The sequence below is a fragment of the Geobacillus sp. CCR genome (genome assembly GCF_052906625.1).
The window spans coordinates 39,906-66,869 of sequence record NZ_JBREBQ010000018.1 but is presented as its reverse complement, the minus strand read 5'-3'; the positions used below and the strand labels follow the sequence as shown (position 1 = coordinate 66,869).

At 51.5% G+C, this 26,964-nt stretch carries 30 protein-coding genes and 1 pseudogene; 6 read left to right on the top strand and 25 right to left on the bottom strand.

All coding sequences use genetic code 11. From position 1 onward, the window contains the following. Positions 1–138: 138 nt before the first annotated feature. A complete protein-coding gene (locus tag ACVBDQ_RS10980; RefSeq protein WP_020278586.1) occupies positions 139–990 on the bottom strand; it encodes an HAD family hydrolase in 852 nt (283 codons plus the stop codon). A gap of 388 nt (positions 991–1,378) precedes the next feature. On the opposite strand from ACVBDQ_RS10980, the gene ACVBDQ_RS10975 reads away from it, so the two are divergent. Further along, positions 1,379–1,792, top strand: coding sequence for an EamA family transporter (locus ACVBDQ_RS10975; RefSeq protein WP_023633522.1), 414 nt, complete (start codon positions 1,379–1,381; stop codon positions 1,790–1,792). 283 nt (positions 1,793–2,075) lie between these two features. Further along, a complete protein-coding gene (locus tag ACVBDQ_RS10970) occupies positions 2,076–3,194 on the top strand; it encodes a fatty acid desaturase family protein (protein WP_020278584.1) in 1,119 nt (372 codons plus the stop codon). A 174-nt stretch (positions 3,195–3,368) separates the two neighbouring features. Here ACVBDQ_RS10970 and ACVBDQ_RS10965 read toward each other — a convergent pair whose 3' ends face one another. The 19 genes and pseudogenes from ACVBDQ_RS10965 to ACVBDQ_RS10875 form a co-directional block, all read right to left on the bottom strand. Then, entirely contained in the window at positions 3,369–3,752 is a 384-nt protein-coding gene (locus ACVBDQ_RS10965) for a DUF302 domain-containing protein (protein ID WP_013145023.1), read from the bottom strand. A 149-nt stretch (positions 3,753–3,901) separates the two neighbouring features. Then, entirely contained in the window at positions 3,902–4,684 is a 783-nt protein-coding gene (locus ACVBDQ_RS10960) for a sulfite exporter TauE/SafE family protein (RefSeq protein WP_011231550.1), read from the bottom strand. A 72-nt stretch (positions 4,685–4,756) separates the two neighbouring features. Further along, positions 4,757–5,893 carry an MBL fold metallo-hydrolase gene (locus tag ACVBDQ_RS10955; RefSeq protein ID WP_446663219.1) on the bottom strand — a complete coding sequence of 379 codons (1,137 nt, stop codon included), beginning with the start codon at positions 5,891–5,893 and terminating at the stop codon, positions 4,757–4,759. Between the two features lie 48 nt (positions 5,894–5,941). After that, a complete protein-coding gene (locus ACVBDQ_RS10950) occupies positions 5,942–6,511 on the bottom strand; it encodes a sulfurtransferase TusA family protein (protein ID WP_318538243.1) in 570 nt (189 codons plus the stop codon). A 23-nt stretch (positions 6,512–6,534) separates the two neighbouring features. Beyond that, on the bottom strand, positions 6,535–6,831 hold the full coding sequence (locus ACVBDQ_RS10945; RefSeq protein ID WP_021321728.1) for a rhodanese-like domain-containing protein: 297 nt from the start codon (positions 6,829–6,831) through the stop codon (positions 6,535–6,537). A 12-nt stretch (positions 6,832–6,843) separates the two neighbouring features. Further along, positions 6,844–7,209, bottom strand: a complete 366-nt coding sequence (locus tag ACVBDQ_RS10940; RefSeq protein WP_446663218.1) for a rhodanese-like domain-containing protein — start codon at positions 7,207–7,209, stop codon at positions 6,844–6,846. Between the two features lie 12 nt (positions 7,210–7,221). Next, on the bottom strand, positions 7,222–7,704 hold the full coding sequence (locus tag ACVBDQ_RS10935; RefSeq protein WP_020278578.1) for a DsrE/DsrF/DrsH-like family protein: 483 nt from the start codon (positions 7,702–7,704) through the stop codon (positions 7,222–7,224). 53 nt (positions 7,705–7,757) lie between these two features. Next, a complete protein-coding gene (locus ACVBDQ_RS10930; RefSeq protein WP_013145016.1) occupies positions 7,758–7,985 on the bottom strand; it encodes a sulfurtransferase TusA family protein in 228 nt (75 codons plus the stop codon). A 102-nt stretch (positions 7,986–8,087) separates the two neighbouring features. Next, positions 8,088–8,348, bottom strand: a complete 261-nt coding sequence (locus tag ACVBDQ_RS10925) for a metal-sensitive transcriptional regulator (RefSeq protein WP_013145015.1) — start codon at positions 8,346–8,348, stop codon at positions 8,088–8,090. Beyond that, positions 8,315–8,707: a hypothetical protein gene (locus ACVBDQ_RS10920; RefSeq protein WP_014196118.1), complete on the bottom strand. Its 393-nt coding sequence runs from the start codon at positions 8,705–8,707 to the stop codon at positions 8,315–8,317. The genes ACVBDQ_RS10925 and ACVBDQ_RS10920 overlap by 34 nt, the downstream gene beginning before the upstream one ends. Before the next feature lie 89 nt (positions 8,708–8,796). Continuing rightward, positions 8,797–9,366: a class I SAM-dependent methyltransferase gene (locus tag ACVBDQ_RS10915; protein ID WP_014196119.1), complete on the bottom strand. Its 570-nt coding sequence runs from the start codon at positions 9,364–9,366 to the stop codon at positions 8,797–8,799. A gap of 88 nt (positions 9,367–9,454) precedes the next feature. Further along, positions 9,455–10,582, bottom strand: a complete 1,128-nt coding sequence (locus tag ACVBDQ_RS10910) for an MBL fold metallo-hydrolase (RefSeq protein WP_014196120.1) — start codon at positions 10,580–10,582, stop codon at positions 9,455–9,457. Between the two features lie 46 nt (positions 10,583–10,628). After that, a complete protein-coding gene (locus ACVBDQ_RS10905; RefSeq protein ID WP_013145011.1) occupies positions 10,629–10,874 on the bottom strand; it encodes a glutaredoxin family protein in 246 nt (81 codons plus the stop codon). A gap of 23 nt (positions 10,875–10,897) precedes the next feature. Next, positions 10,898–11,287 (bottom strand): DsrE/DsrF/DrsH-like family protein, encoded by a 390-nt coding sequence (locus ACVBDQ_RS10900; protein WP_011231562.1) that lies wholly within the window; start codon positions 11,285–11,287, stop codon positions 10,898–10,900. Positions 11,288–11,450: 163 nt separating this feature from the next. Further along, positions 11,451–11,819, bottom strand: coding sequence for a YidH family protein (locus ACVBDQ_RS10895; RefSeq protein WP_014196123.1), 369 nt, complete (start codon positions 11,817–11,819; stop codon positions 11,451–11,453). Between the two features lie 442 nt (positions 11,820–12,261). Continuing rightward, a pseudogene (locus ACVBDQ_RS10890) lies at positions 12,262–13,176 on the bottom strand (MFS transporter). Between the two features lie 15 nt (positions 13,177–13,191). After that, on the bottom strand, positions 13,192–13,914 hold the full coding sequence (locus ACVBDQ_RS10885) for a polymer-forming cytoskeletal protein (protein WP_042382577.1): 723 nt from the start codon (positions 13,912–13,914) through the stop codon (positions 13,192–13,194). A 5-nt stretch (positions 13,915–13,919) separates the two neighbouring features. Further along, positions 13,920–14,624, bottom strand: a complete 705-nt coding sequence (locus tag ACVBDQ_RS10880; RefSeq protein ID WP_020278569.1) for a polymer-forming cytoskeletal protein — start codon at positions 14,622–14,624, stop codon at positions 13,920–13,922. A 4-nt stretch (positions 14,625–14,628) separates the two neighbouring features. After that, positions 14,629–15,258, bottom strand: a complete 630-nt coding sequence (locus ACVBDQ_RS10875; RefSeq protein WP_011231582.1) for a YhbD family protein — start codon at positions 15,256–15,258, stop codon at positions 14,629–14,631. Between the two features lie 170 nt (positions 15,259–15,428). Between ACVBDQ_RS10875 and ade the strand changes: the two genes are divergently transcribed. From ade to ACVBDQ_RS10860, 3 genes are all read left to right on the top strand, one after another. Further along, positions 15,429–17,162, top strand: coding sequence for an adenine deaminase (gene ade, locus ACVBDQ_RS10870; protein WP_446663217.1), 1,734 nt, complete (start codon positions 15,429–15,431; stop codon positions 17,160–17,162). A 210-nt stretch (positions 17,163–17,372) separates the two neighbouring features. Beyond that, positions 17,373–18,527, top strand: a complete 1,155-nt coding sequence (locus ACVBDQ_RS10865) for a tetratricopeptide repeat-containing glycosyltransferase family 2 protein (RefSeq protein WP_014196131.1) — start codon at positions 17,373–17,375, stop codon at positions 18,525–18,527. A gap of 316 nt (positions 18,528–18,843) precedes the next feature. Then, positions 18,844–19,308: an exosporium glycoprotein BclB-related protein gene (locus tag ACVBDQ_RS10860; RefSeq protein WP_231293743.1), complete on the top strand. Its 465-nt coding sequence runs from the start codon at positions 18,844–18,846 to the stop codon at positions 19,306–19,308. A 197-nt stretch (positions 19,309–19,505) separates the two neighbouring features. Here the strand turns inward: ACVBDQ_RS10860 and tnpB are convergent, their stop codons facing one another. From tnpB to ACVBDQ_RS10835, 5 genes are all read right to left on the bottom strand, one after another. Continuing rightward, positions 19,506–20,618, bottom strand: a complete 1,113-nt coding sequence (gene tnpB / locus ACVBDQ_RS10855) for an IS200/IS605 family element RNA-guided endonuclease TnpB (RefSeq protein ID WP_011231586.1) — start codon at positions 20,616–20,618, stop codon at positions 19,506–19,508. Between the two features lie 209 nt (positions 20,619–20,827). After that, a complete protein-coding gene (gene trpB / locus ACVBDQ_RS10850) occupies positions 20,828–21,991 on the bottom strand; it encodes a tryptophan synthase subunit beta (protein ID WP_014196133.1) in 1,164 nt (387 codons plus the stop codon). 238 nt (positions 21,992–22,229) lie between these two features. Then, the gene (locus ACVBDQ_RS10845; RefSeq protein WP_011231588.1) at positions 22,230–23,021 is read right to left on the bottom strand and encodes a putative hydro-lyase; all 792 of its coding nucleotides are present in this window, start codon (positions 23,019–23,021) and stop codon (positions 22,230–22,232) included. A 375-nt stretch (positions 23,022–23,396) separates the two neighbouring features. Then, a complete protein-coding gene (locus ACVBDQ_RS10840) occupies positions 23,397–25,844 on the bottom strand; it encodes a DEAD/DEAH box helicase family protein (protein ID WP_025039172.1) in 2,448 nt (815 codons plus the stop codon). Then, on the bottom strand, positions 25,837–26,163 hold the full coding sequence (locus ACVBDQ_RS10835) for a nucleoside triphosphate pyrophosphohydrolase (protein WP_011231590.1): 327 nt from the start codon (positions 26,161–26,163) through the stop codon (positions 25,837–25,839). Before ACVBDQ_RS10835 ends, ACVBDQ_RS10840 begins: the two co-directional genes overlap by 8 nt. Before the next feature lie 198 nt (positions 26,164–26,361). Here ACVBDQ_RS10835 and ACVBDQ_RS10830 point away from each other — a divergent pair, with 198 nt between their 5' ends. Next, a complete protein-coding gene (locus tag ACVBDQ_RS10830; RefSeq protein WP_025039170.1) occupies positions 26,362–26,820 on the top strand; it encodes a CBO0543 family protein in 459 nt (152 codons plus the stop codon). Positions 26,821–26,964: the final 144 nt, after the last annotated feature.

Below are 26,964 nucleotides of genomic sequence, written 5' to 3'. Positions count from 1 at the left end.
ACTATATTATACTATATTTTACTGAATCTATCCTATTTTCAGCAAAATATAGTTAAGGCGATTCATCTCCCACTTACTCCGCTTCGCTTCGTTGAAGTGGGAGTCTTCTCGCCTAATTAAGATAAAAAACGGGTGCTGCTACACCCGTTTCGCAAGCACCCGCTCAAGCCCCGCCGCCACGCCGTCTTCTTCATGGGAGAGGGTGACGAAATCACAATTCGCTTTCAATTCGGGGGCGGCGTTGGCCATGGCGACGCGGCAGCCCGCCACCTCAAACATCGACAAATCGTTATGGCTGTCGCCAAAGACGACCGTATCGCGCAAATCGATGCCGTAATGGGCAGCGAGCTGCTTGAGCGCCTCGCCTTTTGTCGCCCGTTCGTGGTTCATTTCTATGTTGTGCGGATGTGAGGAGGTGACCGTGACGCCAGGGAGCGCCGCGAAACGGGAGGCCGCATCACGCAACCGCTCGCGGTCAAGGGCGAAAATCAGCAGCTTATAGATCACCCGCTTCGGGTCGTCCCACACCGTGCGGATGTCGTCGACATACGTCACCCGCGCTTGCTGGAACTGCTTGTTCACCAGCCATTTCACATCCGGGGCCGCAGCGGCCATCTCGGAAGCGAGCGCTTCCCATTGGGCGCGGTTGTGCAAGCCGACATAGACCGCATCGCCCGTGTACGTCTCGCAATACAAATCCGACTGTTCGCGCACCCACTCCAGCGTCGGGCGGACCGCCGCCCGTTCGAGCGGCGCCTCGCTGATGACCGTGCTGTCCTCAAGCGTCACGATCGCTCCGTTTAAGCTGGCGATCGGACAGACGAGGCCTGCCTCACAAAGCGGGGCGAGCGCGTCTTTGCGCGCCCGCCCGGTCACGACGGCGACGATGTGGCCTTGCGCTTTTGCAGCCGCAATGGCCGCCCGGTTGCGCTCGCTGATTTTTCCTTCCCCGTTTAACAGAGTGCCATCCATATCGAGTGCAATCAACATAACTCATCCCTCTTTCCTTTGTCATGCAAAGAGCTTCTAGAAAAACGGCGTTCTGACAGAAGCAGGGGGCTAGTGGAAAGCTGGAAATTCCCGCACTTTTCACTCCGCACTCCAGCGCCTGCCTCCATCTGCTCTTGTTCTGCAACTCTTCCTTTTATTCTGAATAGCTGTCGGCTTCTTAGATCGCAAACTGTTCGAACAATTGCCGTACTTCATCAGAACGAGGGGTTGGACCTGTGCTCATATTGACGCCCAACTCGCGCAAAAGCGGCGCCAGCAGCGGTGCTTGTCCTCCATTATAACAAACGAATGGAAAAATGGTGAAATGTTCTCCCTTCTCGTAGTATAATAGATGAGAAAAATTCTCAATGAAAGCGAAGGGATGTGCATGTGGATCGTTTATGCTTTGCTGGCGGCGGTGTTTGCGGCGCTGACATCGGTGCTGGCGAAAATCGGCATTGAGAACGTGAACTCCCATCTAGCGACCGCCATTCGCACCGCCGTCGTGCTTGTGCTCGCATGGATGATCGTCTGGATGACAGGGGCTCATCAAGGCGTCAAAGCAATCTCAACGAAAAGCTGGGTGTTTCTCTGCCTCTCAGGAGCGGCGACCGGATTGTCATGGCTTTGTTTCTACAAAGCGATCCAAATCGGCGATGTCTCGCGCGTCACCGCCATTGACAAATCAAGCTTGGTGCTGACGATTTTGTTTGCGGCTATGTTTCTCGGCGAACCGCTGTCCGCGAAAGTGGTGATCGGGGTGTTGCTCATTACCATCGGTACATTGATCATGATGTTTTAGCCAGCCGCCTGCTCAAGCGCCTAGCCTGTCCTTCTGGAAAAACTGCCATCATGCCCAAATTTGGTATTTTTCCATCAAGCCTATAGACAGAACGATCCAAAAGATGTTATAATAGTCTTTATAATGACCAAGAGCTTTTCTCGCCTCTCCACATCATTTAGGCATAGAGGACAGCTTTTGGGATCACCTCATTAAAAAATAAGGTCTTCGTTGCGACCAAGAGTGTGTGAATGGCTTCGCCGCTGCTTGTCAAACGGAGAGTAGTTTGAAAGGAGATCACTGAATGAATGATTTTCACCCGTTCGGTTGGTACGCGGCGAAAATTGCCCCGCATTTGCCGAAAAAAGCGTTTCAACCTGTGAAGTCCCGCTTGTTTGGAGGTCTGGCTTATGTAGGGCTCGTCATCACCGGCATCCTCGCTGTATCACTTTTTCATCTTCACCCGGTATGGAACCTCCTCATCTCTGTTGTGCTTGGTTTCAGTTTTGCTGCGTTAGGATTTTTAGGACATGAAATTTTGCACGGCACAGTCGTCAAAACGCCATGGCTGCGCGATCTTCTCGGAGCGATCGCCTTTTGGCCGCTTTGCACCGGTCCGAAGTTGTGGAGAAAATGGCATAACGCCAGCCACCATGTGCATACCCAGCATGAAGAAAAAGACCCGGACGCGTGGCCAAGCATGGAGAAATTAGCGAAAAGCCGCCTGCTCTCTTGGGTATACCGCATCCCGTTTCCGATTCGCGCTTCTTTCGCTTTTAGCTCCTTGTCCGTGATGTTTACCGTTCACTCGATCCGGATGCTGTTTTACTTTTTCAAAGACTTCCGCCGGAAGAACCGCGCGGTTGTCCTGTTTCAATTTTTCTTGCCTTGGGCGACATGGCTCGGGCTGTTATGGCTTGTCGGCTGGGAAAAATGGTTTTTCGCCTTTTTGCTTCCGCTGCTCGTCGCCAACACGATCGTCATGAGCTATATCTCAACAAACCACCGTCTCAATCCGTTAGTGCCGGTCAACGATCCGTTGGCCAACAGCTTGTCCGTCACGGTGCCAAAGTGGGTGGATATCCTTCACTTCAACTTTTCGCACCATACCGAACATCATCTCTTTCCAGCGATGAGTTCGAAGTACTATCCGCTCGTGAAAACATACATCAAACAAATGTGGCCCGACCGCTACCACGAAATGCCGATGGGAAAAGCGTTGGCCGCCCTTTGGAAAACGCCGCGCGTCTACTACGAGCACAATGAGCTCATCGAGCCGAAGCAAGGCCATGTTTACGGCACGCTTGGCAATGGGTTGGATCCCGACCGGATTGTGCATCGCGAGCTGGAAACAGAAAAACAGCCGCGCTCAGCCAAAAAACGGGCAAAAACCAAAAAAGCGGCGGGGCAAGGGAATTTGTAGAAAGGATTGGCTTTGCAACAATCAGTCACCTTGTGATTCTCCTTTTGGATCATCGATCAAGAAGCGGCGGAGAAGGGAAAAGAGCGCTTTTCTTTCTGCAAACCTGCGTTTCCGTGTATGTGCGCACAACCAAAAGGTGCCCCATCACTTTGGGACACCTTTTTTCATTGCCCATCAGCGGCAGCGATCGAGGCAAGCGGCCAGCCGCTTCTCAATGTCGGCCGCGATTTCCTTCAAAGCAGGATCGTTCATCATGCCAACGAGCATCGTCGGTTTCGGCATGCCGATTTTCGTTGTGCCGTTTTCTTGGTAGACGACGAGTTTGCACGGCAAAAAGTAGCCAACCAAGAGGTTTTCGTTTAGCACCCGAGCCGCTTCTTGCGGGTTGCACACTTCTAAAATGACCATCGGCGTGGAAAAATCAAGCCCCTTTTCTTGCAGCTTCTCGGTTACGCTAAACTGCCAGAGCACGCCAAATCCTTCTTGTTTCAAGCTTTCTTCCAAACGCTCGATCGTTTCGTTCATGCCCGTTGACACGTCAACCGTGTAATGGAACATCGCTCATTCTTCCCTTCGTTATGTTTTCCCGTTGTTTAGCATGCTCAAATCGATCGCTCACCATCACGCAGAAAACGGACGGCGACACATGATCAGTTCCAGCATTCACATGTCTTTTCCCGTGACCCGTCGCCTTTCAAGCGCTTCGATCATAAAATATCCACCCAAATTTTCACCGCCGTCGCCAAAATCAACACGGCAAGGATGACTTGCAGCACTTTCGTGTTCATTTTTTGCCCCGCTTTCGCCCCTAGCGGAGAGGCAAGCAAGCTCGCGACGACCATGATGAGCGCCGGGATGTAATCGACTTGGCCGGTGGCGATTTTCCCGAACGTAGAGCCAATGGAGGAAATGAACGTAATGGCCAAAGACGTAGCGATCGTCATTCGCGTCGGGATTTTCAGGACAACGAGCATGACCGGCACAAGCAAAAACGCCCCCGCCGCCCCGACGATGCCGGACCCGACGCCGATCAGAAACGCCAAGGCGGCCGCCACCCCTTTGTTGAACGTCACTTGGTCAAGCGGAATGTCATCGATCCCTTTTTTCGGCACAAACATCATGATGGCCGCCAATGCCGCCAAGATGCCGTAAACGACGTTAATCGTTCCCTCGCTCATCAGCTTCGAGCCATAGCCGCCGACAAAACTGCCAACAAGAATGCTCACGCCCATATAGAGAATGAGCGATCTGTTCAAATAGCCGCTTTTTCGATACGCCCACACGCCGCCGATCGTGGCGAAAAACACTTGCACCGCGCTGATTCCCGACACTTCATGAGCGCTGAACGCCGCCAGCCCAAACAACGGCGGAAGATACAGAAGCATCGGATATTTAATAATCGACCCGCCGATCCCCACCATCCCAGAAATAAACGAACCGACAAAACCGATTAAAAAGATGACAATGAGAAACGCGAGCGAAACATCCATCGACCATCCCTCCCTTTTGTTTTCAAAAGGGACGAGGCACGCCCCCGTCCCCTGCCAATCTGTGCCGCTTCTTTAGGCATGGGCATGATGCAGCGCGCAGCGGTTTGGGCCGATTTCAAGCTCCCGCTCTGTTTCAATATCAACGGTTTTGAGCCCGCGGTTGATGGCGACAATGTCTTCAAAGTTCGGCGGGGTTTCGGTATTGGCGCTTTGGATGACAAGATCGATAAATTCGTCTTTTGGTTTGTTTTGCATCATCTCATTGCGGGCGCGGATGCGGCCTAACGTATCGCCGACATACCCCTCCGCGTTGATTTCTTCATCCAAGTTCGCGTAGTGAGCCGGCAAGACGATCACATCATCCGCCATGGCCGCCACTTTTTCATATACGGTGTGATACAAGTCTTCCGCCCATTCCGCCACTTTGCCGCCAAGGTCCGGCCGCCCGAGACCGCCGACAAAAATCGTGTCACCCGAGAACAGCCATTTGCCGTTGACAAAGAACGAGACGCTGCCTGGCGTATGGCCTGGCGTTTTCACGGCCAACACTTCCAAATGAACGTTGGCAAAGTCGATCGTGTCATGCTGCTCTAGCGGCTCGAAATCAAACACCGCTCCCTCGCTTTTCATCAAGTAGTACGTTGCCCCCGTTCGTTCGGCCAGCGCCTTGCCGCCGGAAAGATGGTCGGCATGCAAGTGCGAGTCCACGATATGCGTGATCTTCACCCCTTCTTGTTGGGCGGCTTGTTCGTACACGTCAATAAATCGCAACGGATCGACGACAAGCGCTTCGCTTCCGGAGATGACCATATACGACAGGCATCCTTTGCCGACGCGGATGAATTGGTAAATTTTCAACTGATCATCTTCGTATACTTTCGCTTGATGGAGATGCTCACTCCACGCCTGCATCCCGCCAGCGAGCGTATAAACGTTGTCAAACCCGGCTTCCGTCAGCTGTTCGGCGACAAACGCCGCCGATCCGCCCTTCGCGCACACGACGACGATGTCTTTGTCTTTCGGAAGACGGTCGACAATCGAGTCAACCCCATCAATCAATTCAAAATACGGCACGTTCAAATAGTCAAAGTTTTTCCCTTCGATTTTCCAATCGCGAAAATCGCTTTCGTTGCGGACGTCCAAGATGAACAACGATTCTTTGTTGAACACCTTTTCCGTCATTTGTTGCACGGTCATTTCTTTCACCATATTAACATACCCCCTAATGTATATTTGATTGTTAAAAAAGGCCGCTCATTACGATTGAGCGGAATCAAGCGGCCCGTTCCATTGCGACATGCCGGGAACGACGTTGCGCACACGGTCAAATCCTTTTTCGGCCAGCTTTTGCGCAGCCAAATCGCTCCGCGTCCCTGTGCGGCACACGACGTAAATCGTTTTGTCTTTCGGAAGCTCAGCCATCCGATTCTCGAGCTCCCCAAGCGGAATCGAAACGGCGCCCGGAATATGGCCAAACGCATACTCCGCCGGTTCGCGGACATCCAAGACAAACGAATCAGGATCGTGAAGTTTTTCTTGCAATTCTTCATTCGATACGACATGAGGGAATGTCGTTTCTTTGCGTGTTTCATTTTCCGCTGACTTGCGGATATAATGTTTCAAAACCCCATTTTCTTCAATCGTTCCTAAATATTGATGCCCTGTGCTTTCCGCCCATGCTTTGATATCGGCTTTGGATCCCTTATCCGTCGCCTGCACTTCCAGCACTTGGCCTGGCTGCAGCTCATTGATGGCTTTTTTCGTGCGGACGATCGGCATCGGGCAGGACAATCCTTTCGCGTCTACCGTCATATCGACTTTAATCATTGGCAGATTCCCTCCTTGATGGTTTATTCGATCGGTCCTTCCCAGGCGAGCATGCCGCCTGTCATGTTGACGACGCGGTAACCGCGGCTGTCAAGAAACTCCGCGGCACGGCCGCTCCGTCCGCCGGAACGGCAGACAAGAATATATTCTTCATTTTTGTCCAATTCATGCATGCGGAACTCAATCAAGCCGAGCGGAATGTTGACCGCTCCCGGAATTTTTCCTGTGGCGACTTCATCCGGCTCGCGCACGTCAATGATCCGAAGTGGCTCTCCAGCTCGAAGCCGTTCTTCTACCTCTTTCGGTGTGATTGTTTTCATCGTCATCCTCCTCTATTGCCAGGCGCTTAAACCGCCTTTGACGTTCGTTACGTGCTGAAATCCCATTTTCTTTAACAACTTGCTTGCTTTTTGGCTTCGCATCCCGCTTTGGCAAATGACAATCACTTCTTTTTCTTTGGATAGTTCGTGAACGCGTGCTGTCAATTCGTGCAGCGGGATATTCCGAAACCCTGGCAGATGGTAAGACTGAAACTCCATCGGGGTGCGCACATCAATATATTGCACCCCAGGTTCTTTCAACCGGCGCTTCAATTCCGCTGTTGTGATCATTCGCACCCCTTTCGGCGGGATGAAGCGGCTGGCAAAAAACCAAACAAGCAAAACAAACAGGATGATGTTGATGATGGTTTGCGACATATGATTCCCTCGTTAAATAAATAAGTTCACGTTCCCTTCCGACGCATCAGCCAAATACGCGGCGACGCCAGCAAACTCAACGCCGTCGATCAATTCCTCCGGCTTCAGCCCAAGCAAATCGACCGTCATTTGGCAAGCGACGAGTTTCACGCCTTGCTCTTTCGCCATCTCGATCAACTGCGGAAGCGGCATGGCGTTATGTTTTTTGATGACCTTTTTGATCAACTTCGGGCCGATGCCGGCAAAATTCATGCGCGACAGCCCCATGCGGTCCGCGCCGCGCGGCATCATCTTCGCGAACATCTTTTCAAGAAACCCTTTTTGCACGGGAACCGGCGCCTCTTTCCGCAAGGCGTTCAGCCCCCAGAACGTATGAAAGATCGTCACGTCATGGTCGTAGGCAGCGGCGCCGTTGGCGATGATGTAAGCCGCCATCGCCTTATCGTAGTCGCCGCTGAACAAAATGATCGTCGTCTTTTTCTTCGGCTGTGTCATCTGGCTGCCTCCTCTCTAAATATACATATATGGGTATATTAAAATCTAAAAAATTATCCTTTTTGAATCCAGAACGTCAACACACCGTTTTCCTCTTTCATCTCAATGACCGTATGGCCGCTTGTTTTCGCCCATGCCGGCAAATCGTTTTTCGCCCCTTTATCGGTCGTTTGCACTTCCAGCACTTCTCCCGATTGCAATTCGTCCATCGCTTTTTTGGCTCTCACCACCGGCATCGGGCAAGCCAATCCTTTCGCATCCAATACTTTCGCTACGTTCATGATGATGACCTCCTTCACAACAGATTTTTATTACCATTACCCCTATGGGTATGTTACTACAAGAAAAAGAACGTTGTCAACACCTTTTTGTTGATCAACGCATTAACGGCTTTTCACAAGCAGTTCCACTGCTTCTTTGACAAGACTGTCTGTGCTTTCTCCTTTTTCCATGCTTTCACGCAGGCAATGTTCCAAATTGGTGCTGACGATCACCGCAATGGCGCGGTCAATGGCATTGCGCGCCGCTGAAAGCTGGGAAACGACGCTCTTGCAGTCTTTCCCTTGTTCCATCATGCCAAGGACGCCTTTAATTTGTCCTTCAATCCGTTTTAAGCGGTTTTTGATCTCTTTGTTATATTCCATCGGCTCGTTCGCCCCCTTTCTTGACAATCACAAGCCGTGACCGAATAGCTTTTCACCTCATAGCCATAACAGCGCAACAGCCGGATGCCGACGTTTTTTTCGATGGCATCCTGGGCAATGATATGAAGCGGCTTTCGCGGGATATGCCGAACATGCCGTTTCAAATACGCCACCGGAATATGCAACGCTTGGCCAAATATGGAGCCGTTGCTTTCATTATAATCGCGCAAGTCAAGAAGAAGCAAGCCGTCCGGTACCTCTTCTACCGGAAGGCATGGGATATGTTTTACAGGATAGTAGCGTCGATACAACGCTGCGCCCAAAAGAATGAGAAAGAATAACAAACTGATGACGATCAACGGTTCACCCCCTCTATTCACCCTATGCACGATCATTATATACCCTATACGGTATAATGACAATAAGAAATATTTTCCTCAACAATTGGTTATTCCCAGCGAATCAAAAGACCATAGACAGCCGGGTGAAAACGGACAAGTTCCACGTTGCCCGCCTTTTGTTTCACATAGGAAAACAGTTCATCCGACGGAATCCGCTCATGGAGCGGCGGCCCCATTTCGCTTTCAATCGCTTCCCATTCGATCAACAGAAACTGCCCTTTTGGCTTCATCACGCGGCGAATTTCGTCAATGGCGGCTTCTTTTCGTTCCACTTCATGAAAGACGAACGCCATGATTCCTTTGTCCACCGAATGGGAAGGCAAGGCGGTCGAGGCGACATCCGCCACCCGATATTCGATGTTGGTGATCGCTAGTTTCTCGGCTCGCTGTTTTAACAATTCAATCATTTCCGGCTGCACATCGACCGCGTACACTTTTCCGTTTGTCGCCTGCGCGAGAGGAATCGTAAAATAGCCATTCCCCGAGCCAAGATCCACGATCGTGTCATTCGGTTTCACAGACAACATCGAAATCGCCTGTTGCGGGTCGATCCATTCCTTGCGCTTCGGATCCAATAATCGTTCAGCATGTTCGTAATGAAAACGATGCCCTGTCATCCTTTTCCCTCCTATTCCTCACTTCAATTTCATTATACTCGTAAAGAGAGGAAAAAAGCCGGCATTGGAAAACGCCGGCTCCTTTTCCCTACCGAACGGCGCAACGGTTTGGACCGATTTCCATCTCCCGTTGTTCCTCTTCCGTCGGATGCAATTTCCCCATGTTGGTCTGCCGAATTTCCTTGTAAGCATTCGGCTGCGGCGGCAAGTTCTCCGTGACCGTTCGGCGGAATTCTTCATCGCTAGAAATATTTAAACCATGATTCTTTTCATAAAGAACCCCCAACCGTTCCGCCACGCTGCCATCCTTATTCATTTCATTCGGCCCCATATAGTGCGCCGGCAATACAATCAAATCATCTGCAAGCTGTTTGTAACGCCGGTAAAGCGTCTCCCGCAGATCATCGACCCAGTCTTGCGCTTTCCCGGCAAGATCCGGGCGCCCGATCGAGTCGATGAATAAAATATCACCGGTTAACAAATATTGATCGTCCACAATAAACGATGTACTGCCGATCGTATGCCCCGGCGAATACAACGCTTCAATCACGACATGGCCGACGCGGATGCGGTCGCCATCTTGAATCGGTGTGTAGGTAAACGTCACCTCTTCCGCGTCTTTCGGCGGCAAGTAATACGTTGCACCCAGTTCTTCCGCCAACTTGCGCCCGCCAGAAATATGGTCGGCATGCAAGTGCGTATCGAGCACATGCTTGATTGTAATGCCGTGTTCGTTGGCAAAACGGACGTATGCGTCAGTCATGCGGTTCGTATCGATCAACGCCCCCTCGCCGTTCGATTCGACGAGATACGAGAGACACCCTTTGCCGAGGCGGACGAATTGGTAAATCGTTCCTCCGCTTTTCAGCTCGCCGATTTTCACTGGTTCCAAATGTTCGCTCCATGCCTTCATGCCACCTTCGATTGAATAAACGTCCGTATAGCCCGCCGCTTCCAACTGTTCTGCCACAAACTCCGACGAGCCGCCCTTCGCGCAAACGGCATAAATCGTTTTGCTTTTATCTTTTGGCAAACGGTCCAAATATGGTTCAATGCCATCCAACACTTCAAAATACGGAATATTGACGACCTCGACATGTCTCCCTTCAATCCGCCAGTCAGCAAAATCTTCGGGGTTGCGAGCGTCCACAATGAACAGCTCCTCACCGCGAATGATCTTATTGGCGATCTCTTTGACCGAAATCGTTTTTGCCAACGATATCCCCTCCTGATCTCATAGTTTCGTCAATGGTCCGTTATTCTCAACGATGATTCGCCTGATTCCACAATGCCATAATGGCATCCGGATCATACCCGAGCACCCAGCGGCCGTTAATCTCGATTTGCGGCACGCCCATTTGCCCGGTCGTTTCCACCAGCCTCCGCGCCGCTTCCGGATCGAGCTCGACATTCACTTCCTTAAACGGAATCCCTTGAGCGCGCAAAAAGTTTTTCGCCATGACACAATACGGGCATGTCGTTGTTGTATAGACAGTGACTTGTGCCATATTCTCCTTCCTCCTCTCCCTTATTAAAAGGCCAATGTAATATCGGCGTCTTTCGCAAACTGCAGGAACGTCGCCGCCCCCGCCACCTCAATGCCATCGACGAATTGGTCTTTGTCAAGCCCCATGACATCCATCGTCATTTGGCAAGCGATCAGCTTCACACCCATCTCTTGCGCCATTTGAAGCAATTCGGCAATCGATGGAACGTTCGCTTTTTGGAACCCTTGTTGAAAATGTTCTTTCCCTTCAGGAATCGGCAATTGTTTGTGCGCTTCTTTATGGATGAGATTCAACCCTTCAAATGTGAAAAACACCCCGACCTCCGCGTCTGCCGCCGCAGCAGCTGTCGCGATGTTGAACACCTTGTACGCATCAAACAACCCGCCGTTTGCTGCAATAATCGCTACTTTCATCAAAAGAGCCTCCTTACATTTTTTGTTATTATGTTTGATACCTATCCCGGTTTTATACACGCATACGTGTTATATATACATATACACGTATGTGTATTTCAAATCCTATGTTATCGAATCACTTTCCTTTTGTCAACAAAAAAGCGGTGAGAAAGCACCGCTATTAAAGCAAAGTGAAAAAATAATAGCCAAACAATCCGGTGATCAGCAACAACAAGGACGCCAAAAACCAAATAAGCGGGCGTGACGGCCGGAACGTTTGTTCATTAATTTGTTTGGTCTTCATGACATAACTAATGGTGGAAAACACAATCGTGCAGATGGAAATGACCACCGCCAATGCTCCGATCAATTGGACAATGGCCGTGGACAATGCGTTGCTCGTTGATTTTTCATGCAAATTGATCATTAAAAAAGCAATTCCAATAATGGCAATCGAGGTGCGAATCCAGGCGAGAAACGTCCGTTCATTGGCTAAGTGCTGCTGAATATATTTGGAGTCCTCTGTCGGTTTTGGTCTTTCTTCCTTCATCCACCTTTTCCCCCTTTTCACGAACTTGCCGGATCGTCTCTTTTATGATCGATGATCCAATCATCACTCATCGGTTCCACTATTTTTTAGATCACATCCACTGATGCAACAACACTGACAACCAATAGCGGATTTTCATGCTTAGAATGATCGAAACCAATGCGATCTGACTACCCACACAGGTATATTAGCCCTCAGTTTATTCTATTGTCAATCTGCACACAAAAAACACCTTGCCGCTATTGGCGAGGCGCCCGATTCGTTATCACTTTCAACGTACAGCAGATGTAATAACGCTGTTTAAGCAATTCCATCGGGAAGAAGTGAAATTGCAACATCTCGCCAAAAGCCCGGCATAAACCACAAGCGGACGGCGCACCCTAACCGCATGATGAGCACCGTCCGCTGCATAGACTCTATTTTTCTTCCAATCATGCCCCTTTTATTTCTCACTTGCTCGTTCCCGCGCACCCGTCCACGAGGCGAGCCGATCATTGGACATCAAAAGCACGCAAACGATCGTGAGCGCCGCGGGAATGAGCGCCCATAAAAACGTATCGGCGATCGAAGAAGCCAGTGCTTCCGTCAACCGATCGAGCACCGGTGCCGGGATGTGCGCCCGCGCTTCTGGCGACAACATCGCCCGCGGGTCGTGAACACTGCTTCCAAACGCGCCTTGCGCCATGCCGTGAAACTGCTCAGCCAATTGATCCGTAAACAAGTTGCGCTGAATGATGCCAAACACCGTAATGCCGACGGTCATGCCGAGCGACCGGACAAATGAATTCGTCGAGCTGGCCGCGCCCCGCTCCGCTTCGGAAAAATGATGGATCGCCGCCATGCCGAGGACGGAAAACGAAGCGCCCATCCCTAATCCGACAATGATCATGTACAACGTCACGACAAGACGCGTGGTCTGTTCATCAATCGTGCCAAACAGCCCGATCCCGGCCGCAAACAAGAGCATAAACCCGAACATCACGTTGCGGTAGCATAATCGTAAACGCAATCGGCACCAGCGCCTCGCCGCCGATGCCTTGAATGGCACGGAAGATGCTGAGCTGGACGATCGTTTGCGCCATGCCGCACAAAATCGAACCAAGCAAAAACACTATGATGCCAAATAAGAAAAATCGCTTCCTCCCGTCATATCGGACAGTTTCCCAAAAATCGGCATCCCGGCCATCTCGGCCACCATATACGCTGACGTCACCCAAACAAACTGCTTGAGCCCCCCGAGATCCGCGACGATCGTCGCCATGGCGGTCGCCACAATCGTATTGTCCATGGAAGCGACAAAAATGCCGAGCAACAGCGCGATCACGACCAATCCCGTCTTCGTTTCCTTCCTCTCCATCCGTTCCATTTCCCTCTATCTCTGTCTTTTTTCGTTCACCGCAGCCTTCTTGTCTTGGGCAAAGGCTGTATGATATTCAACAAGCCCAATGTCGCAGCCCGGACCGATTGTCACCCGATCCCCCCTGACGACCGCGGCTCGTGTATACTCCACATAAATCTCATCTCCTTCAATCACATCCGCTGCCAATACGGCGGGCGAAGAAGAAAAACGGCTCAACCAATGAATCGCGCTCCATTTTTTGCTGCGGGTGATGGAAATCGTCCGCCCCCCGATTTCCTTGACCGAGCTGTCGGCAAAACAGAGCGACAGTTCCACCTGCTCCGCATTCAACGTCTGTCCAATGTGCACAACTCCGGTCAACGCAACACTCTCCGCCTCGCAGCTTCCCGACACCGACAGCTCGCCGTAACCGCGGATGACATCGGCTTCGATGCCCCCCTCGACTTGCGCCATCCCGCGCAGCTGAAGATGCCCAAGGCGGGCGTGTCCCCGGATGTCCACTTCCCCGAACACCCCCATTTTCTCCGCCTGTACGGGACCGTCCACGTTCGCTTGGCCAAATAGGCGAAACGTGCGGGCCGCAACTGCTCCTTTCATGTCGGCTGCGCCAAACACTTTCAAGCGGTCGCACTCGATGTCGCCCCGAATCGTCGCATCGCCGCGAATCGTGACGTGATGGAACACACCGCCTCCAGAAAGCGCCGATCCATGAACCGTCAAGTTTCGTTCCGCCATCGTTTTCACCCTTTCTCGATCGTGCCGATTTTCGCCTCTTCATCGCATTCCAACTTTTCTCGGTATTCGACTCGCTCGATCTCGCACCCTGGCCCGATCACGACGCGATTGCCGCGCACCATTTTCGCGCTCGTATGTTCGAGATGGACGGAATCCCCTTCAATGACATCGGCGGTCAACTCCGCTGGAAAAAACCATTTTTTGAACAGCGAACTTCCTTGCCGCTTGACGACGATCGTCTCTCCGCCGATCTCCTTTACGCGGCTCGGGCCCAACAGCTTCACTTCGAGATAGTCCGCGTTCAGCAGCCCGCCGACCGCAAAATGCCCTTCCACCTCCATCCGCTCAGCCGAGCAATCGCCACCGATATTGAGCTCGCCATGGACGCGAACCACCTCCGCCGCCCATGAACCTTTCGCCTCCCCGCGGCCGCGAACGGTCGCCTCTTGGCATTGCACATTTTCTTCAATTCTTATGCTCCCGCTCACTTTCATCCACTCACACTCCACCCCGCCTGCCACATTTCCTTTCCCGGCAATATGAACCGTGTTGGCTTTCACGCTCCCTTCCACGGCCGCGTTTCCTTGCACCTGCAGCTCGAGGCAGTCGATGTCGCCGTACAGCTTCCCATTTCCCGACAATTTCACCAAATTGTACAGCCCGCCGGACGCATGACCCGTCCCGGCAATGACCAAATCTCGACGCTCCATCCTTTTATCCCTCCGAAATGGCCAGTTTCAACTCTTCAATATACGTTGGCACGTGCAGCCGCGCAATGAGCTTCGCCCCTTCTTCCACATGCAAAGCTGCTGTCCCTTCCACAAGAAAGGAAACCGTGACCCCCATTTTGCGCAAAACGACAAGCTCGCATGACTTCCCTTGCAATTTTGGATAATGGCTCTTAAACATCATCCATATGTTTTTTCCTTCTTCTATGCTGATCTCACCGGAACGAAGAAGCCGGTCAACGATGTAAAGGGACAGGAGCTCGGCAAAGGACACATCTTGGCGGCCTCCCCATTCATCATCCAACCATTGCATCACCAAATCCGAAACAATGTGACGTTTTACAATTTCCTCTTTCGTCAAAACAACCGCCGCCGGACTCGGCGCAAACACACCCGCCAGTTCATCGAGCGACAGCTCATCTTTCAGCTCTTTGATTTTCTCAATGCGGGCCAAGATTTTCTCTTTCGGAAAAAACGTCTCTTGCCCGGTGAATGTCGATTTGCGAATAAACCATTCTTCCGGAATGAGCTTTTTCCGCTTCCAGCGGTACAGCTGGCCGTACGAAATGCCGGTCAGCTCGAGCAGCTCTTTTTTTGAGATGAGTTCTGGTTCCATCGTGGCATCACCCCCTCACAATCATAAATGTAACATAACACTGTTACGTTGTAAAGAGGGTATGTCAAAATCAGCGCCAAAGCGATTGACATCTTCCATCAAGCCCATTACAATAAAGCCAATTTCCACTGGCATCGCGATTCACATCATGAAGAGAGGAGAATCACTGCATGCATTCGACATTGCACAACCAAATCGCCGCCGCCGCCAAACAAACAAAAGCCGATCTCGTCATCCAAAATGGGAAAATCGTCAACGTGTTCACGCGCGAAATCATCGAAGGAGACCTCGCCATTGTGGAAGGAATGATCGTCGGCATCGGGCGCTATGAAGGAGAGAAAACGATTGACGCCGAGGGCCGCTACATTTGTCCGGGACTGATCGACGGACACGTGCATATCGAATCATCCATGGTTCCTCCGAGCGAATTCGCCCGCGTCGTTCTCCCGCATGGGGTCACCACGGTGATCGCCGATCCGCACGAAATCGCGAACGTCGCCGGCATCCACGGCATCCAGTTTATGCTCGATGATGCGAAACGGACGCCGCTCGATGTGTATATGATGTTGCCGTCGTGCGTGCCGGCCTCCTCATTTGAACATGCCGGAGCCGTCTTATCCGCCGCGGAACTGGCGCCGTTTTTCAACGATGAACGCGTTCTCGGATTGGCGGAAGTGATGGACTATCCGTCATTAAGGGAACAACACCCGTCGATGCTCGACAAACTGGCGCTCGCGGCAAACGCCAACCGCCTGATCGACGGCCACTTGGCCGGCCTTGATGCCAACGCCATCAACGTCTACCGAAGCTCCCGCATCCATACGGATCATGAATGCGTCACCGTCGACGAAGCGCTTGAACGCATTCGCCGCGGCATGTACGTGCTCATTCGCCAAGGATCAGTCGCTAAAGACCTCGAAAAACTTCTTCCTGCCGTCACTGAGCACAACGCGCGCCGCTTTCTGTTTTGCACGGATGACAAACATCTTGATGACTTATGGTTCGAAGGAAGCGTCGACCATAATGTGCGGCTCGCCATTCAGGCCGGCCTCGACCCGCTTCTGGCCATCCAAATGGCCACGCTGAACGCCGCAGAGTGCTACCGTTTGCCGACAAAAGGCGCTGTCGCTCCAGGATATGACGCCGACTTTTTGTTCGTTGACGATTTGGAAATATTGAACATCACCCACGTCTTCAAAGCGGGAAGACTAGTGGCCCAACATGGACAGACGGTGTTTCCGGCCGAACGATCGGCAGAAAGCCTTGAACAGCCATTGCTTCACTCCATCCGTTGCCAAGCAGTGGACGAAACCGATCTTCGCATCCCGATGAAAAGAGGAACGAAAGCCCATGTCATCGAGATCATCCCGAACCATTTGCATACGAACCACCTCATCACGGACGTTGATGTCCAGGAAGGGGCTTTCTGCCCGTCGATCGAGCGGGATTTGCTGAAGCTTGTTGTCGTCGAACGCCATCGCGGCCTCGGCATCGGCCTTGGCATCGTCCGCGGCTTCGGATTCAAGGCAGGCGCCATCGCTTCTTCGATCGCGCACGACTCACACCATATCATCGCCGCCGGAACAAACGATCGCGACCTCGCCGCCGCCATCGAACAGCTCCGCGAGCAGCACGGCGGCTTGGCGGTCATCAAAGACGGAGCGGTGCTTGCCAGCCTGCCGCTTGAGATCGGCGGTCTAATGACAAGAAAAGACTATACCGAGGTGCTAAGCGGATTGAAGCAGATTGACAAAGCCCTTAAAGCCATCGGCGCCAATGGCTCGTTCAACCCATTCATCACATTGTCCTTCCTCGCCTTGCCGGTCATCCCAGAGCTCAAGCTGACCGACCAAGGATTATTTGATGTAAATAAATGGGAATTTATTCCTGTTGAAGCGGTGTAACCCCTCCCGATTGAGGCTGGCGTTTCAAAGCAAGAGGATTACGGGAGCACCGCCTTACAGCAGGGCGCTCATTCACAACTAAGGTCAACCGCGAAGCAAATCAGTCCCTTCATCCCCCATTGATTGCGGGGATGAAGGGATTTTCTTCACTCCGCCCTTTTTCCTCGATTTTCACAGCGCCATGCGGCATTGGCATAAGCACGTTCCCGCATGATGCATATAGTGAAACAGCAACATGGCCGAAAGGAAGGTGCAAGGAAATTGATCACCATCAGTCTTTGCATGATCGTCAAAAATGAAGAAGACGTCCTTGCCCGCTGTTTGGACAGCGTCCAACATCTCGTAGACGAAATCGTGATTGTGGATACAGGATCAACGGATCGCACGAAAGAAATCGCCCGCTCCTACACCGCACGAGTCATCGACTTTCCTTGGAGCGATGATTTCTCGGCGGCGCGAAACTTCTCCTTTTCCCACGCCACCATGGACTATATTTTTTGGCTGGACGCAGACGACATCTTGCCGGCAGAAGAGCAGACCAAATTTCTCACATTGAAGCGCACCCTTTCTTCTGACATCGACTCCGTCACCATGATTTACAGCCTTGCCCAAGATGAATATGGAAAGACGATCTCGAGCGTCCGCCGAAATCGTCTCGTCAAACGATCCAACGGCTTCCGATGGCATGGGATGGTTCATGAATATCTAGAAGTATGGGGAACGATTCTCAACAGCGATATTACCATTATTCATCAACCCAATCGCTGCGCTTCAGATCGAAATTTGCAAATCTATGAGAAACAGTTGGCACAAGGAAAAGAATTTTCCCCAAGAGATCTGTTTTACTTTGCCAACGAACTGTTCGACCATCAACAATACGAGCGGGCCATTCAGTATTATGAACAGTTTTTGCAGACAAAAAAAGGGTGGGTGGAAGATTGCATCGCCGCCTGCGGAAAGGTAGCGGATTGTTTTGATGCGCTTGGTGATGAAGAACAGGCATTGCGATATGCGCTCCGATCGTTCGAATACGATACCCCTCGGGCTGAATGCTGCTGCCGGCTGGGCTATTACTTCCTTCAGCGCAAGCAATATCGTCTTGCCGCCTTTTGGTACCATTTAGCCACTCAACTCACAATGCCTTCCGACAGCTGGGGATTTGTTCATCATGCTTGCTGGACTTGGCTTCCCCACTTGCAGCTTTGTGTATGTTACTTTTACATGGGCGAGTACGAGTTAGCATACCAACATAACGAAAAAGCCAAACAATACGTTCCTCATCATCCCGCGGTTTTGCACAACGAATGTTTGCTGCAATCCATTCTCGCCGCCGAAAGCACGTTCCACCAAACCGATGAATCGTGATGAAGGGAGGTTATGCCGCTTGTCTGACCGACGTCCTATTCGAGTAAAATGTCTTTCCCCTTTATGCGGAACATGGCCGCCGATTGTAAAAATCTATACCGGACCAACAGGACCCACGGGACCCACAGGGCCTACAGGACCGACTGGACCCACAGGACCTCAAGGACCCACGGGACCCATCGGACCTCAAGGACCCACAGGACCTCAAGGACCTACAGGGCCGACCGGACCCACAGGACCTCAAGGACCCACAGGGCCGACGGGACCGGCTGGAGCAGGAGCCATCATTCCATTCGCTTCAGGAACAACGGTTGTCTTGACCGCCACTATAGCCGGGTTGGCCGACACCACAAGTTTGATCGGATTTGGAAACGCTGCTTCAAGCATCAGTTTAGTGGGAGGAACGATAAACCTTGGCGGCACATCGAATTTTTCCTTTACCATCCCGCGTTCAGGAATCATTACTGCTGTCGCAGCCAATTTTTCCGCTACAACAGGCACAGCGCTTTTAGGAACAGCTACGATCCGCGCTCAATTGTATATCGCCACTTCTCCATCCAGCAACGTATTTTCGCCTATTCCAGGCACGCTCATTACATTAACGCCATCAATCACCTTTCCCATCTCCCTAGCCCAAAACGCCAGCGGCATCATCACAGGATTAAACGTGCCTGTCAATACTGGCGACCGGCTGCTCATGGCGTTTTTCATCACCACTTCCGGCCTTTCAATCGCCGCTTCCGTCACGGGATATGCGAGCGCAGGAGTGGCGATTAGTTAGCGCCTCACTGTGATACCAAGGCTGCGGCTCATTGAAGCGCTCAACTAAGGCCGCTGCAAACAAGCGGCCTTATAATCCCTCTCCGTTCAGTTGAACGCTCTCCCGCCCGCATTTCGAGGTGGGAGATTCTTGGGAACACCCGCCCCGCGGCAGGATGTCCGCCAAGCCATCCCCGTGCGTCCCACGGTTCAGCCGCCCTACAACGACAGCAGTCGAAGCCCTTCATTTAGAATATTCCGGGCAGCGTTATGGTCCCGGTCATGTTCGGCTCCGCAGGCGGGGCACACCCACTCGCGAATGCCAAGCGATTTCACCTCGACGTGCCGATGCCCGCAGCACGAGCACAATTGACTCGAGGGAAACGTGCTCGCAACACGAACCACCGTCCGCCCGTACCATGTCGCTTTATACTCGAGCATGCGAAGAAAACTCCCCCACGCGGAATCGGAAATGGATTTAGCCAGCTTGCGATTCTTTTGCATGTTCCTAACACGCAAGTCCTCCACGCACACCACTTGGTTTTCGCGGATGAGGCGGGTGGACAGTTTGTGCAGGAAATCGTTCCGGCAGTTGGAGATTTTTTCATGAAGCTTGGCCACTTTCAAACGGGCTTTCTCCCAGTTCGAACCGCCTGGCTTTCGACGAGCCATCACCCGCTGCCAGTAGGCGAGCTTTTCTTCATACCGGCGCCAATACCGGGGGTGTTCGATCGTTTCGCCTGTGGAAAGCACTACGATCTGTTTCAACCCCAAATCGACGCCCACTTTCTTGTCGGTTTGGGGCAATGGGGGAATATCCGTTTCCACGAGAATGGAGACGAAATACTTCCCCGCTCGATTTCGACGAATCGTGGCGGAGAGAATGCGGCCTTCCACCTCGCGGCTTTTGGCGAACTTCACCCATCCGAGCTTGGGAAGTTTCAACCGATGGCCGTCCACTTCGATCGTAGGGCGTCCGTTCTTTGGGTAGTTGCACTGGGCGGTGTACGATTGGTTCGGGTGTTTTTTGCTTTTGAAGCGGGGAGCGTTCGCCGTTCCCTCGAAGAACCGGTCAAACGCCTCGGCCAACTGCTGCAGTGCGTTTTGCAAGGCGGTTGAATCAGGGGTTTTCAGCCATGGAAGGGTTTTCTTCAAAGCTGTCAATCGTTTGGAACACTCGTTGTAGCCGAGTCCTTTTCCCGTGGTTTCATACGTCTCCTTCCACTCGGCCAAAAAGTGATTGTACACAAATCGGCAGCACCCAATCGTCTCGTTGAGGAGTTTTGCCTGTGTTCGGGTGGGATACAGCCGAAAGCGATAGGCTTTGTGCATAGCCCTCCCTCCTCAAAAAGAACGTTTGTTCTATTTACATCCATTGTATACTTTTTGCCCATTGGGGGCAATAGGGAGATTCGCAAAGGAAGCCCGGATTCATCCCGACTTACATTTACGGGTAAAAGCGAGATTTTCTCGGCGGAAGATGATTACAAATAAGCAGGCGGCTTCACGCGAACACCGTCGTGAACAACCGCCTGCTTTCTTCACGATTGCAACATGGAAAACACTTGCTCAACATCCTTATCCCCGCGCCCCGACAAATTCACAATGATGATTTGGTCTTTGCTTAACGTCGGCGCAAGCTTGATAGCGTACGCCACCGCATGGGCGCTCTCGAGAGCTGGGATGATTCCTTCTGTTTTAGACAGCAGTTGAAACGCCTCAAGCACTTCTTCGTTCGTGACCGTATAATACTCAGCCCGCCCGGACACTTTCAAGTAGCTATGTTCCGGACCAATGCCCGGGTAATCAAGCCCGGCGGCAATCGAGTATGTCGGCTGCGGGTTTCCATTTTCATCAAGGAGCACCAAACACTTGAATCCATGCAACACGGCCGGAACGCCCTTCGTTAGCGTCGCTGCCTTCTCCGGCTCGACACCGATGAGCCGCACGCTCGGTTCATCCAAGTAGTGGGCGAACGCCCCGATGGCGTTGCTTCCCCCGCCGACGCAGGCCACTACCGCATCCGGAAGACGTCCTTCCTTCTCTACAATCTGCCGCTTGCTCTCTTCGCTAATAACCGACTGAAAATGTTTCACCATCGACGGGTACGGATGCGGACCAACCGCCGAACCAAGCAAGTAAAATGTAGTCTTATAGTTTTGCACAAGATCGTTCAGCGCCTCGTCCACGGCATCCTTCAATCGTCCTTGACCTTTCGAGACCGACACGACTTTCGCCCCTAACAGCTCCATGCGGAACACATTGAGCGCCTGGCGCTTCGTATCTTCTTCTCCCATATAAATGGTACAATCGATGCCAAACATGGCGCATGCGGTAGCGGTCGCCACCCCGTGCTGGCCTGCGCCTGTCTCCGCAATGACCCGCTTCGCGCCCATCCGCTTCGCCAATAAAATTTGCCCAATCACGTTGTTGATTTTATGCGAACCGGTATGGTTTAAATCCTCACGTTTCAAATAAATCTTCGCCCCGCCGAGCCGCTCCGTCAACCGCGCCGCAAACGTCAGCGGACTCTCACGGCCGACATACTCCCGCAAATAGGTTCGAAACTCCTCATTGAATTCCGGGTCATCTTTATATTTCAGAAACTGCTCCTCCAAATAATCAAGCACTTCCTGCAATTCATCCGGAACGAAGCTGCCGCCGAATTCGCCGAAATAGCCTTTCGTTTCCTGGACTACACTCATGGCTCATCTCTCCTCTGCTTTCTGAAAGTCATAAAATTAGCATAAACCGTTTTGGCAAGCAAGTCAATCAATAATTTTTATTTTTCAAAACATTAAAAAAGGAATGGTCCACCGCATAACCATACGCGAAGCATTCACCGCTAGTGGGGTGAGCAGGTGCTGCTGCAAAGCCATCGTGCAGCCGCACCCTCACAGCTTCCTACTTCGGATATTCACCAACCAGAGCAGGCAGTTCGGCTTATAAAACCCCAAGCTGCTCATCGCGCAGATCGGTAATAAACATATGTCCTGGGGCATGCGTAATCATGATATCCGGCTTTACTTCCATAGCAACCGCTTGAGGGGTGACCCCACAGGCCCAAAATACCGGGGTTTCCCCCTCACGGATGGTGACCGGATCCCCAAAATCAGGCTTATAAATATCATGAATCCCTATAAGTTTCGGGTCGCCAATATGAATAGGGGCACCATGAACAGACGGGAAGCGGCTCGTGACTTGAACCGCCCTGACAACATCCTTATGGGGAATCGGGCGCATGCTTACAACCATCGGCCCTTCAAATCTTCCCGCTTTTACACACGGGATATTCGTTTTATACATCGGGACATTGCAATTTTCTTGAATGTGGCGAACCGGGATGCCATTGTTCACCAGGGCATGTTCAAACGTAAAGCTGCACCCGAGCAGAAAGCCGACCATGTCCTTATCCCAAAGATCGATGATATCCGTCCGCTCCTCTGTCAGTTCGCCATTTCGATAAACCCTATATTTCGGCAAGTCTACACGCAAATCTGCTCCTGGCGCCACCATGCTTGGCTCCCATGATCCCGGCTCGGTCACATCTAATACCGGACAAGGTTTCGGATTGCGCTGGCAAAACAGAAGAAATTCAAACGCCAACTCCTTCGGCAGCACAACTAAATTAGCCTGTGTATAGCCGTTTGCGACACCCGCTGTCGGTTTCACCCATTCATTGTTCCGAATCATTTGCCGTGCTTCTTTGGAGCTCATTGGTGCGGCGAAAGTCATCGCAATCTCCCTCCTTGGTTATTCAATATCACGATCTCCGATTAAGGGTATTAGTTTCTATCCCAAAATCACGTTCCCCGATACACGTGCGCCAAAGAATACCTCATTAGCATTTCTAAGTCTAATTTCTTTATCCATCGTTCTGCTGCAGAGTTTACGTGAATAATATTTTCCTTCGCATCAACCACCAAAAATGGATCAGTAATAAACGATAACAGTCCCTCTATCGAGTAACCTAAGCCGCTCTTTTCTCATCGTTTCTATACTAAATCATAAATCATATCCATGCCTGGCCGCCTAACTTGCCCGAATCTGATGCCCGACAGTATTTTCTTGCAATCACCGTAAACTACCATAAAAAAGAGAGGAGTTTTCTCATCCCCCCTTCCTTTCAAAATACACATGCAACCGATACTCGCAAATCTCTTTTGTCCAGTTGTGCAATATTTCTTCATGCTCGTTCTCAATGGCAAATTGGAGCGCAAAAACGTTATTTGCAAAGGAAATCAGCCCATTCGAACTGCCGCTCCATTTCGTCATCGGCATGCGGGCGATCAACCGGCTCACCTTTTCCTGGTCATATTCCCAGAGGCGCTTCGTTTCTCCGTCGGAAAAATCGATGCGCTTTCGGTATTCTTTTTCCGTTAAATACCGATGGAAAAACGGGGCAGCCTCCTGCGGTGTAATTGGTTGGTGCCATCCGGACGGTCCACGTTCAAGCATGGCTTTTAGAACAACCATTTTGTAGCTTTTTGACATCACCGTACGTTCCATTTCAACAAGCCACGGCTCGTGTTTTAGAAACACTTCCTTTTCCAGCTCCGACAACTCCCCCGCCCAATATAAAAAGGCGACATAAGATCCGAACTCTTGTTTGTACTCCGCCGCTTCACTTCGGCCTTGGAGATGCAGTTCCAAATACGTCGGCCGTCTGCCAAGCTCCTGTTTCAGCTCCCGATAATCAGCAAGCAGCCGTTCTTTGCGCGGTTGGCGTTTTTTCTGCATCTCTTCGAGAAGATGGATGGCTTGAACATCGAGATGCAGTTCGCACGTTTCCGGAACCGTTGGCACAACGGATTCCCGCGCCTTTTTCTTCGTTTCGCCCCGCTGTGTATCAAACAGGCGCAGTTTGACATCCGCATTCCGGTAGTTTCCGATTAAATCAATAATCACGCAATAATCCTTGCCTTTGTACAGCCGCAGCCCGCGCCCGACTTGCTGGATGAAGACGGTCAGCGATTCCGTCGGCCGCACGAACAAAAGTGTATCGACAGAAGGAATATCGACCCCTTCATTGAACAAGTCGACGGTGAAAATGGCGTCCAGTTCACGGCGTTCCAACATGGCAATGGCCTGCTTGCGCGAAATAGCCGTCTGCTTCGAATGGAGACTGACCGTCCGGTAGCCGTGACGCTGGAAATATTCGGACAGAAAATCAGCTTGCCTGATCGATGAACAAAAGACAAGCGTCCTTGTTTTCTTATACTTCTCCCACGCTCGCAAAATCTTCTCCACCATCTCCTCGCGAAGCTGCACTTGAAGCAGTTCTTCCTCATCATAGCGATTGCCAAGCCACTTGATTTGCGAATAGTCTGTGTCGTCGTAGACCCCGTAATAATGGAAGGGAGCCAACCAACCGCGCTGCACCGCTTCGATAAAATCGATGCGATACGCGACATTTCCGTCGCAAAGGGCGTATACGTCTTTGTTGTCGCTCCGATCTGGAGTAGCAGTGATGCCAAGCAAAAATTTCGGCTGAAAATAACAAAGGACGCGTTCGTACGAGCGGGCTGCCGCATGGTGGAACTCGTCGACAATGATCAAGTCAAATGCGTCGGGACGAAACGAATGCAAATGTTTTTTCATGCTTAGTGTAAAGATCGAGGCAAACACCATGTCGGCATTTCCTTCTTTTTGATTGCCATCGTACAGTCCTGCTGTTCGATCAGGAATCACGCGTTCAAACGACTGCTTCGCCTGGCGAAGAATTTCTTCGCGATGGGCGATAAACAGCACCCGCGAAAAACGGCGGGCAAAAAAAGCGGCCAAGTATGTTTTTCCCAGCCCGGTCGCCATGACAACCATCGCTTTGTCGTACCCTTCTTCATAGGCAGCTTCCAACCGCTCCAACGCCTCAACTTGGGCAAAGCGCGGCTGGATCGTTCCATATGGCGCCGCCGTTTCATGGACAACATCAACCTTGTCCGCCGTCTCTCCCTCTTGCTTCTTCTCCGTTTCCGTCGGAAGCATCAACTCGATTTCTTCATTCTCCGCCCATATGCGGGCTAAATTGGGGTGCCGCTGATGATAGTCTTGATGCTGCTTTTCATAGTCAGCGGCCGTTTCGGCATTGACCGGCACGGTTTCCGGAGCGTAAAACAGCTTTAAAAACTGCTCCATTGCTTCGGCAAATACATCCTCATCAACGCTCTTATCCAGCCCAAGGTTCCATTCGACACCGTCAGTGAGCGCCGAACGGGACAAGTTGGAAGAACCGACAATGAAGTAGCCGCCTTCTGTATCTTCAAATAGGTACGCTTTCGGATGAAAGGAAATTCCCTCACTCCGATACAAGCGGACCTCGATGTCCGGGTGGATGGATATGAGCTCGCGCAGCGCCTCTGGCTGAGTGACAAACAAGTAATCACCAACGCAAATTTTGATATCCGCCCCCCGCTCTGCAGCTGCCCGCAAACTGTCCTTCAATAAGCGAACCCCGGACTTCATGGCAAACGATGTCAGTATGTATATCGTCGACGAGCGGCTCATCTGTTCCTGCAACTTGTCGAGAAGACGTCTGGAAATCAACTCCACCTTACTCATCGTGAACCTCGATCAAAAAAATTTTGTCTCGAAAACCACCGCGCTTCTCTGCCTTTTTGGCGCGGATTTGTTCCACTTGCTCGATCGAAGCGCCATGGCATTCAGCCAAAGCATGGATAATTTCCAACACGTCTGCGAGCTCTTCAAGAGCCGCCTCATCCGTTTCCGCTTGGACGTATTCCTCAAGCTCCTCAAACGCTTTTTTCTGCAGTTCTTTCCTATACTCTTCATCGTCAAGTATGCGGGTTGTAAACGTTTTTCCCGCTTGTTCAATAATGGTTGGAATGCGGTCGCGAACGAGTTTGTTGTACATCGGCATGTCCATTCCTCCATTTACAAAACTATACTACCATTTTACAAAATTTCGCCTTTTTTTCATAGGAAAGAACACACAGAAGACCGCCGTTTCTAAGGCCTATTGCCTGTTGCAAAATGAAAACACCAAAAATTTCACATACTCCCCCCTCTTTCATCCCATACTAAGAAAAATCGACATAATTCGCGCTTGGGGGCTATGATGGAACACTCGATCCTTTGGCTGCTTGCTGCGGTGGGCATCGGTTTGCTGGGGCTCAGCTTCCGCTTTCTTTCACCAAGGGAAGTATGGCTTTCGTTTTTGCTGAATGCGTATATTTCCAGTTTGGCAGGCCTGATCGTCAGCGGGGCGGGAATGCTTGCCTATCCGGTGCGGCTGTTTCCAGATTATACGAACGACAGCGTGATCTTTGAATACTTGCTTTACCCTGTTGTCAGTGTGTACGTTTACGGGACATCGCGCCGCTCGGGCTGGAAGGGGATATGGATGCAGTGCGCCGCTTATACAGGGGGGATGACGGCGGTCGAGATCCTGTTGGAGCGGCACACCGACCTGATCGAATACCATACGTGGAAGTGGGGATATTCATTCGTCTCGATGTTTGTCGTGACGCTCGCGGTTCGGGTGATGGCGGGACGGCTGCTGAAAGAAAACGGGTGAGCCGGCATGTCTATTTCTCCTAGTTGGCGCTATACATATAGTATAGTTGTCCAAAAGGAGGCGAATAGGATGGTGCTGTTTGACATCAAACACCGCCTGTATTACAGAAAATGCCGTCTGAAAGCCCACGGTTTCAATCGAGGG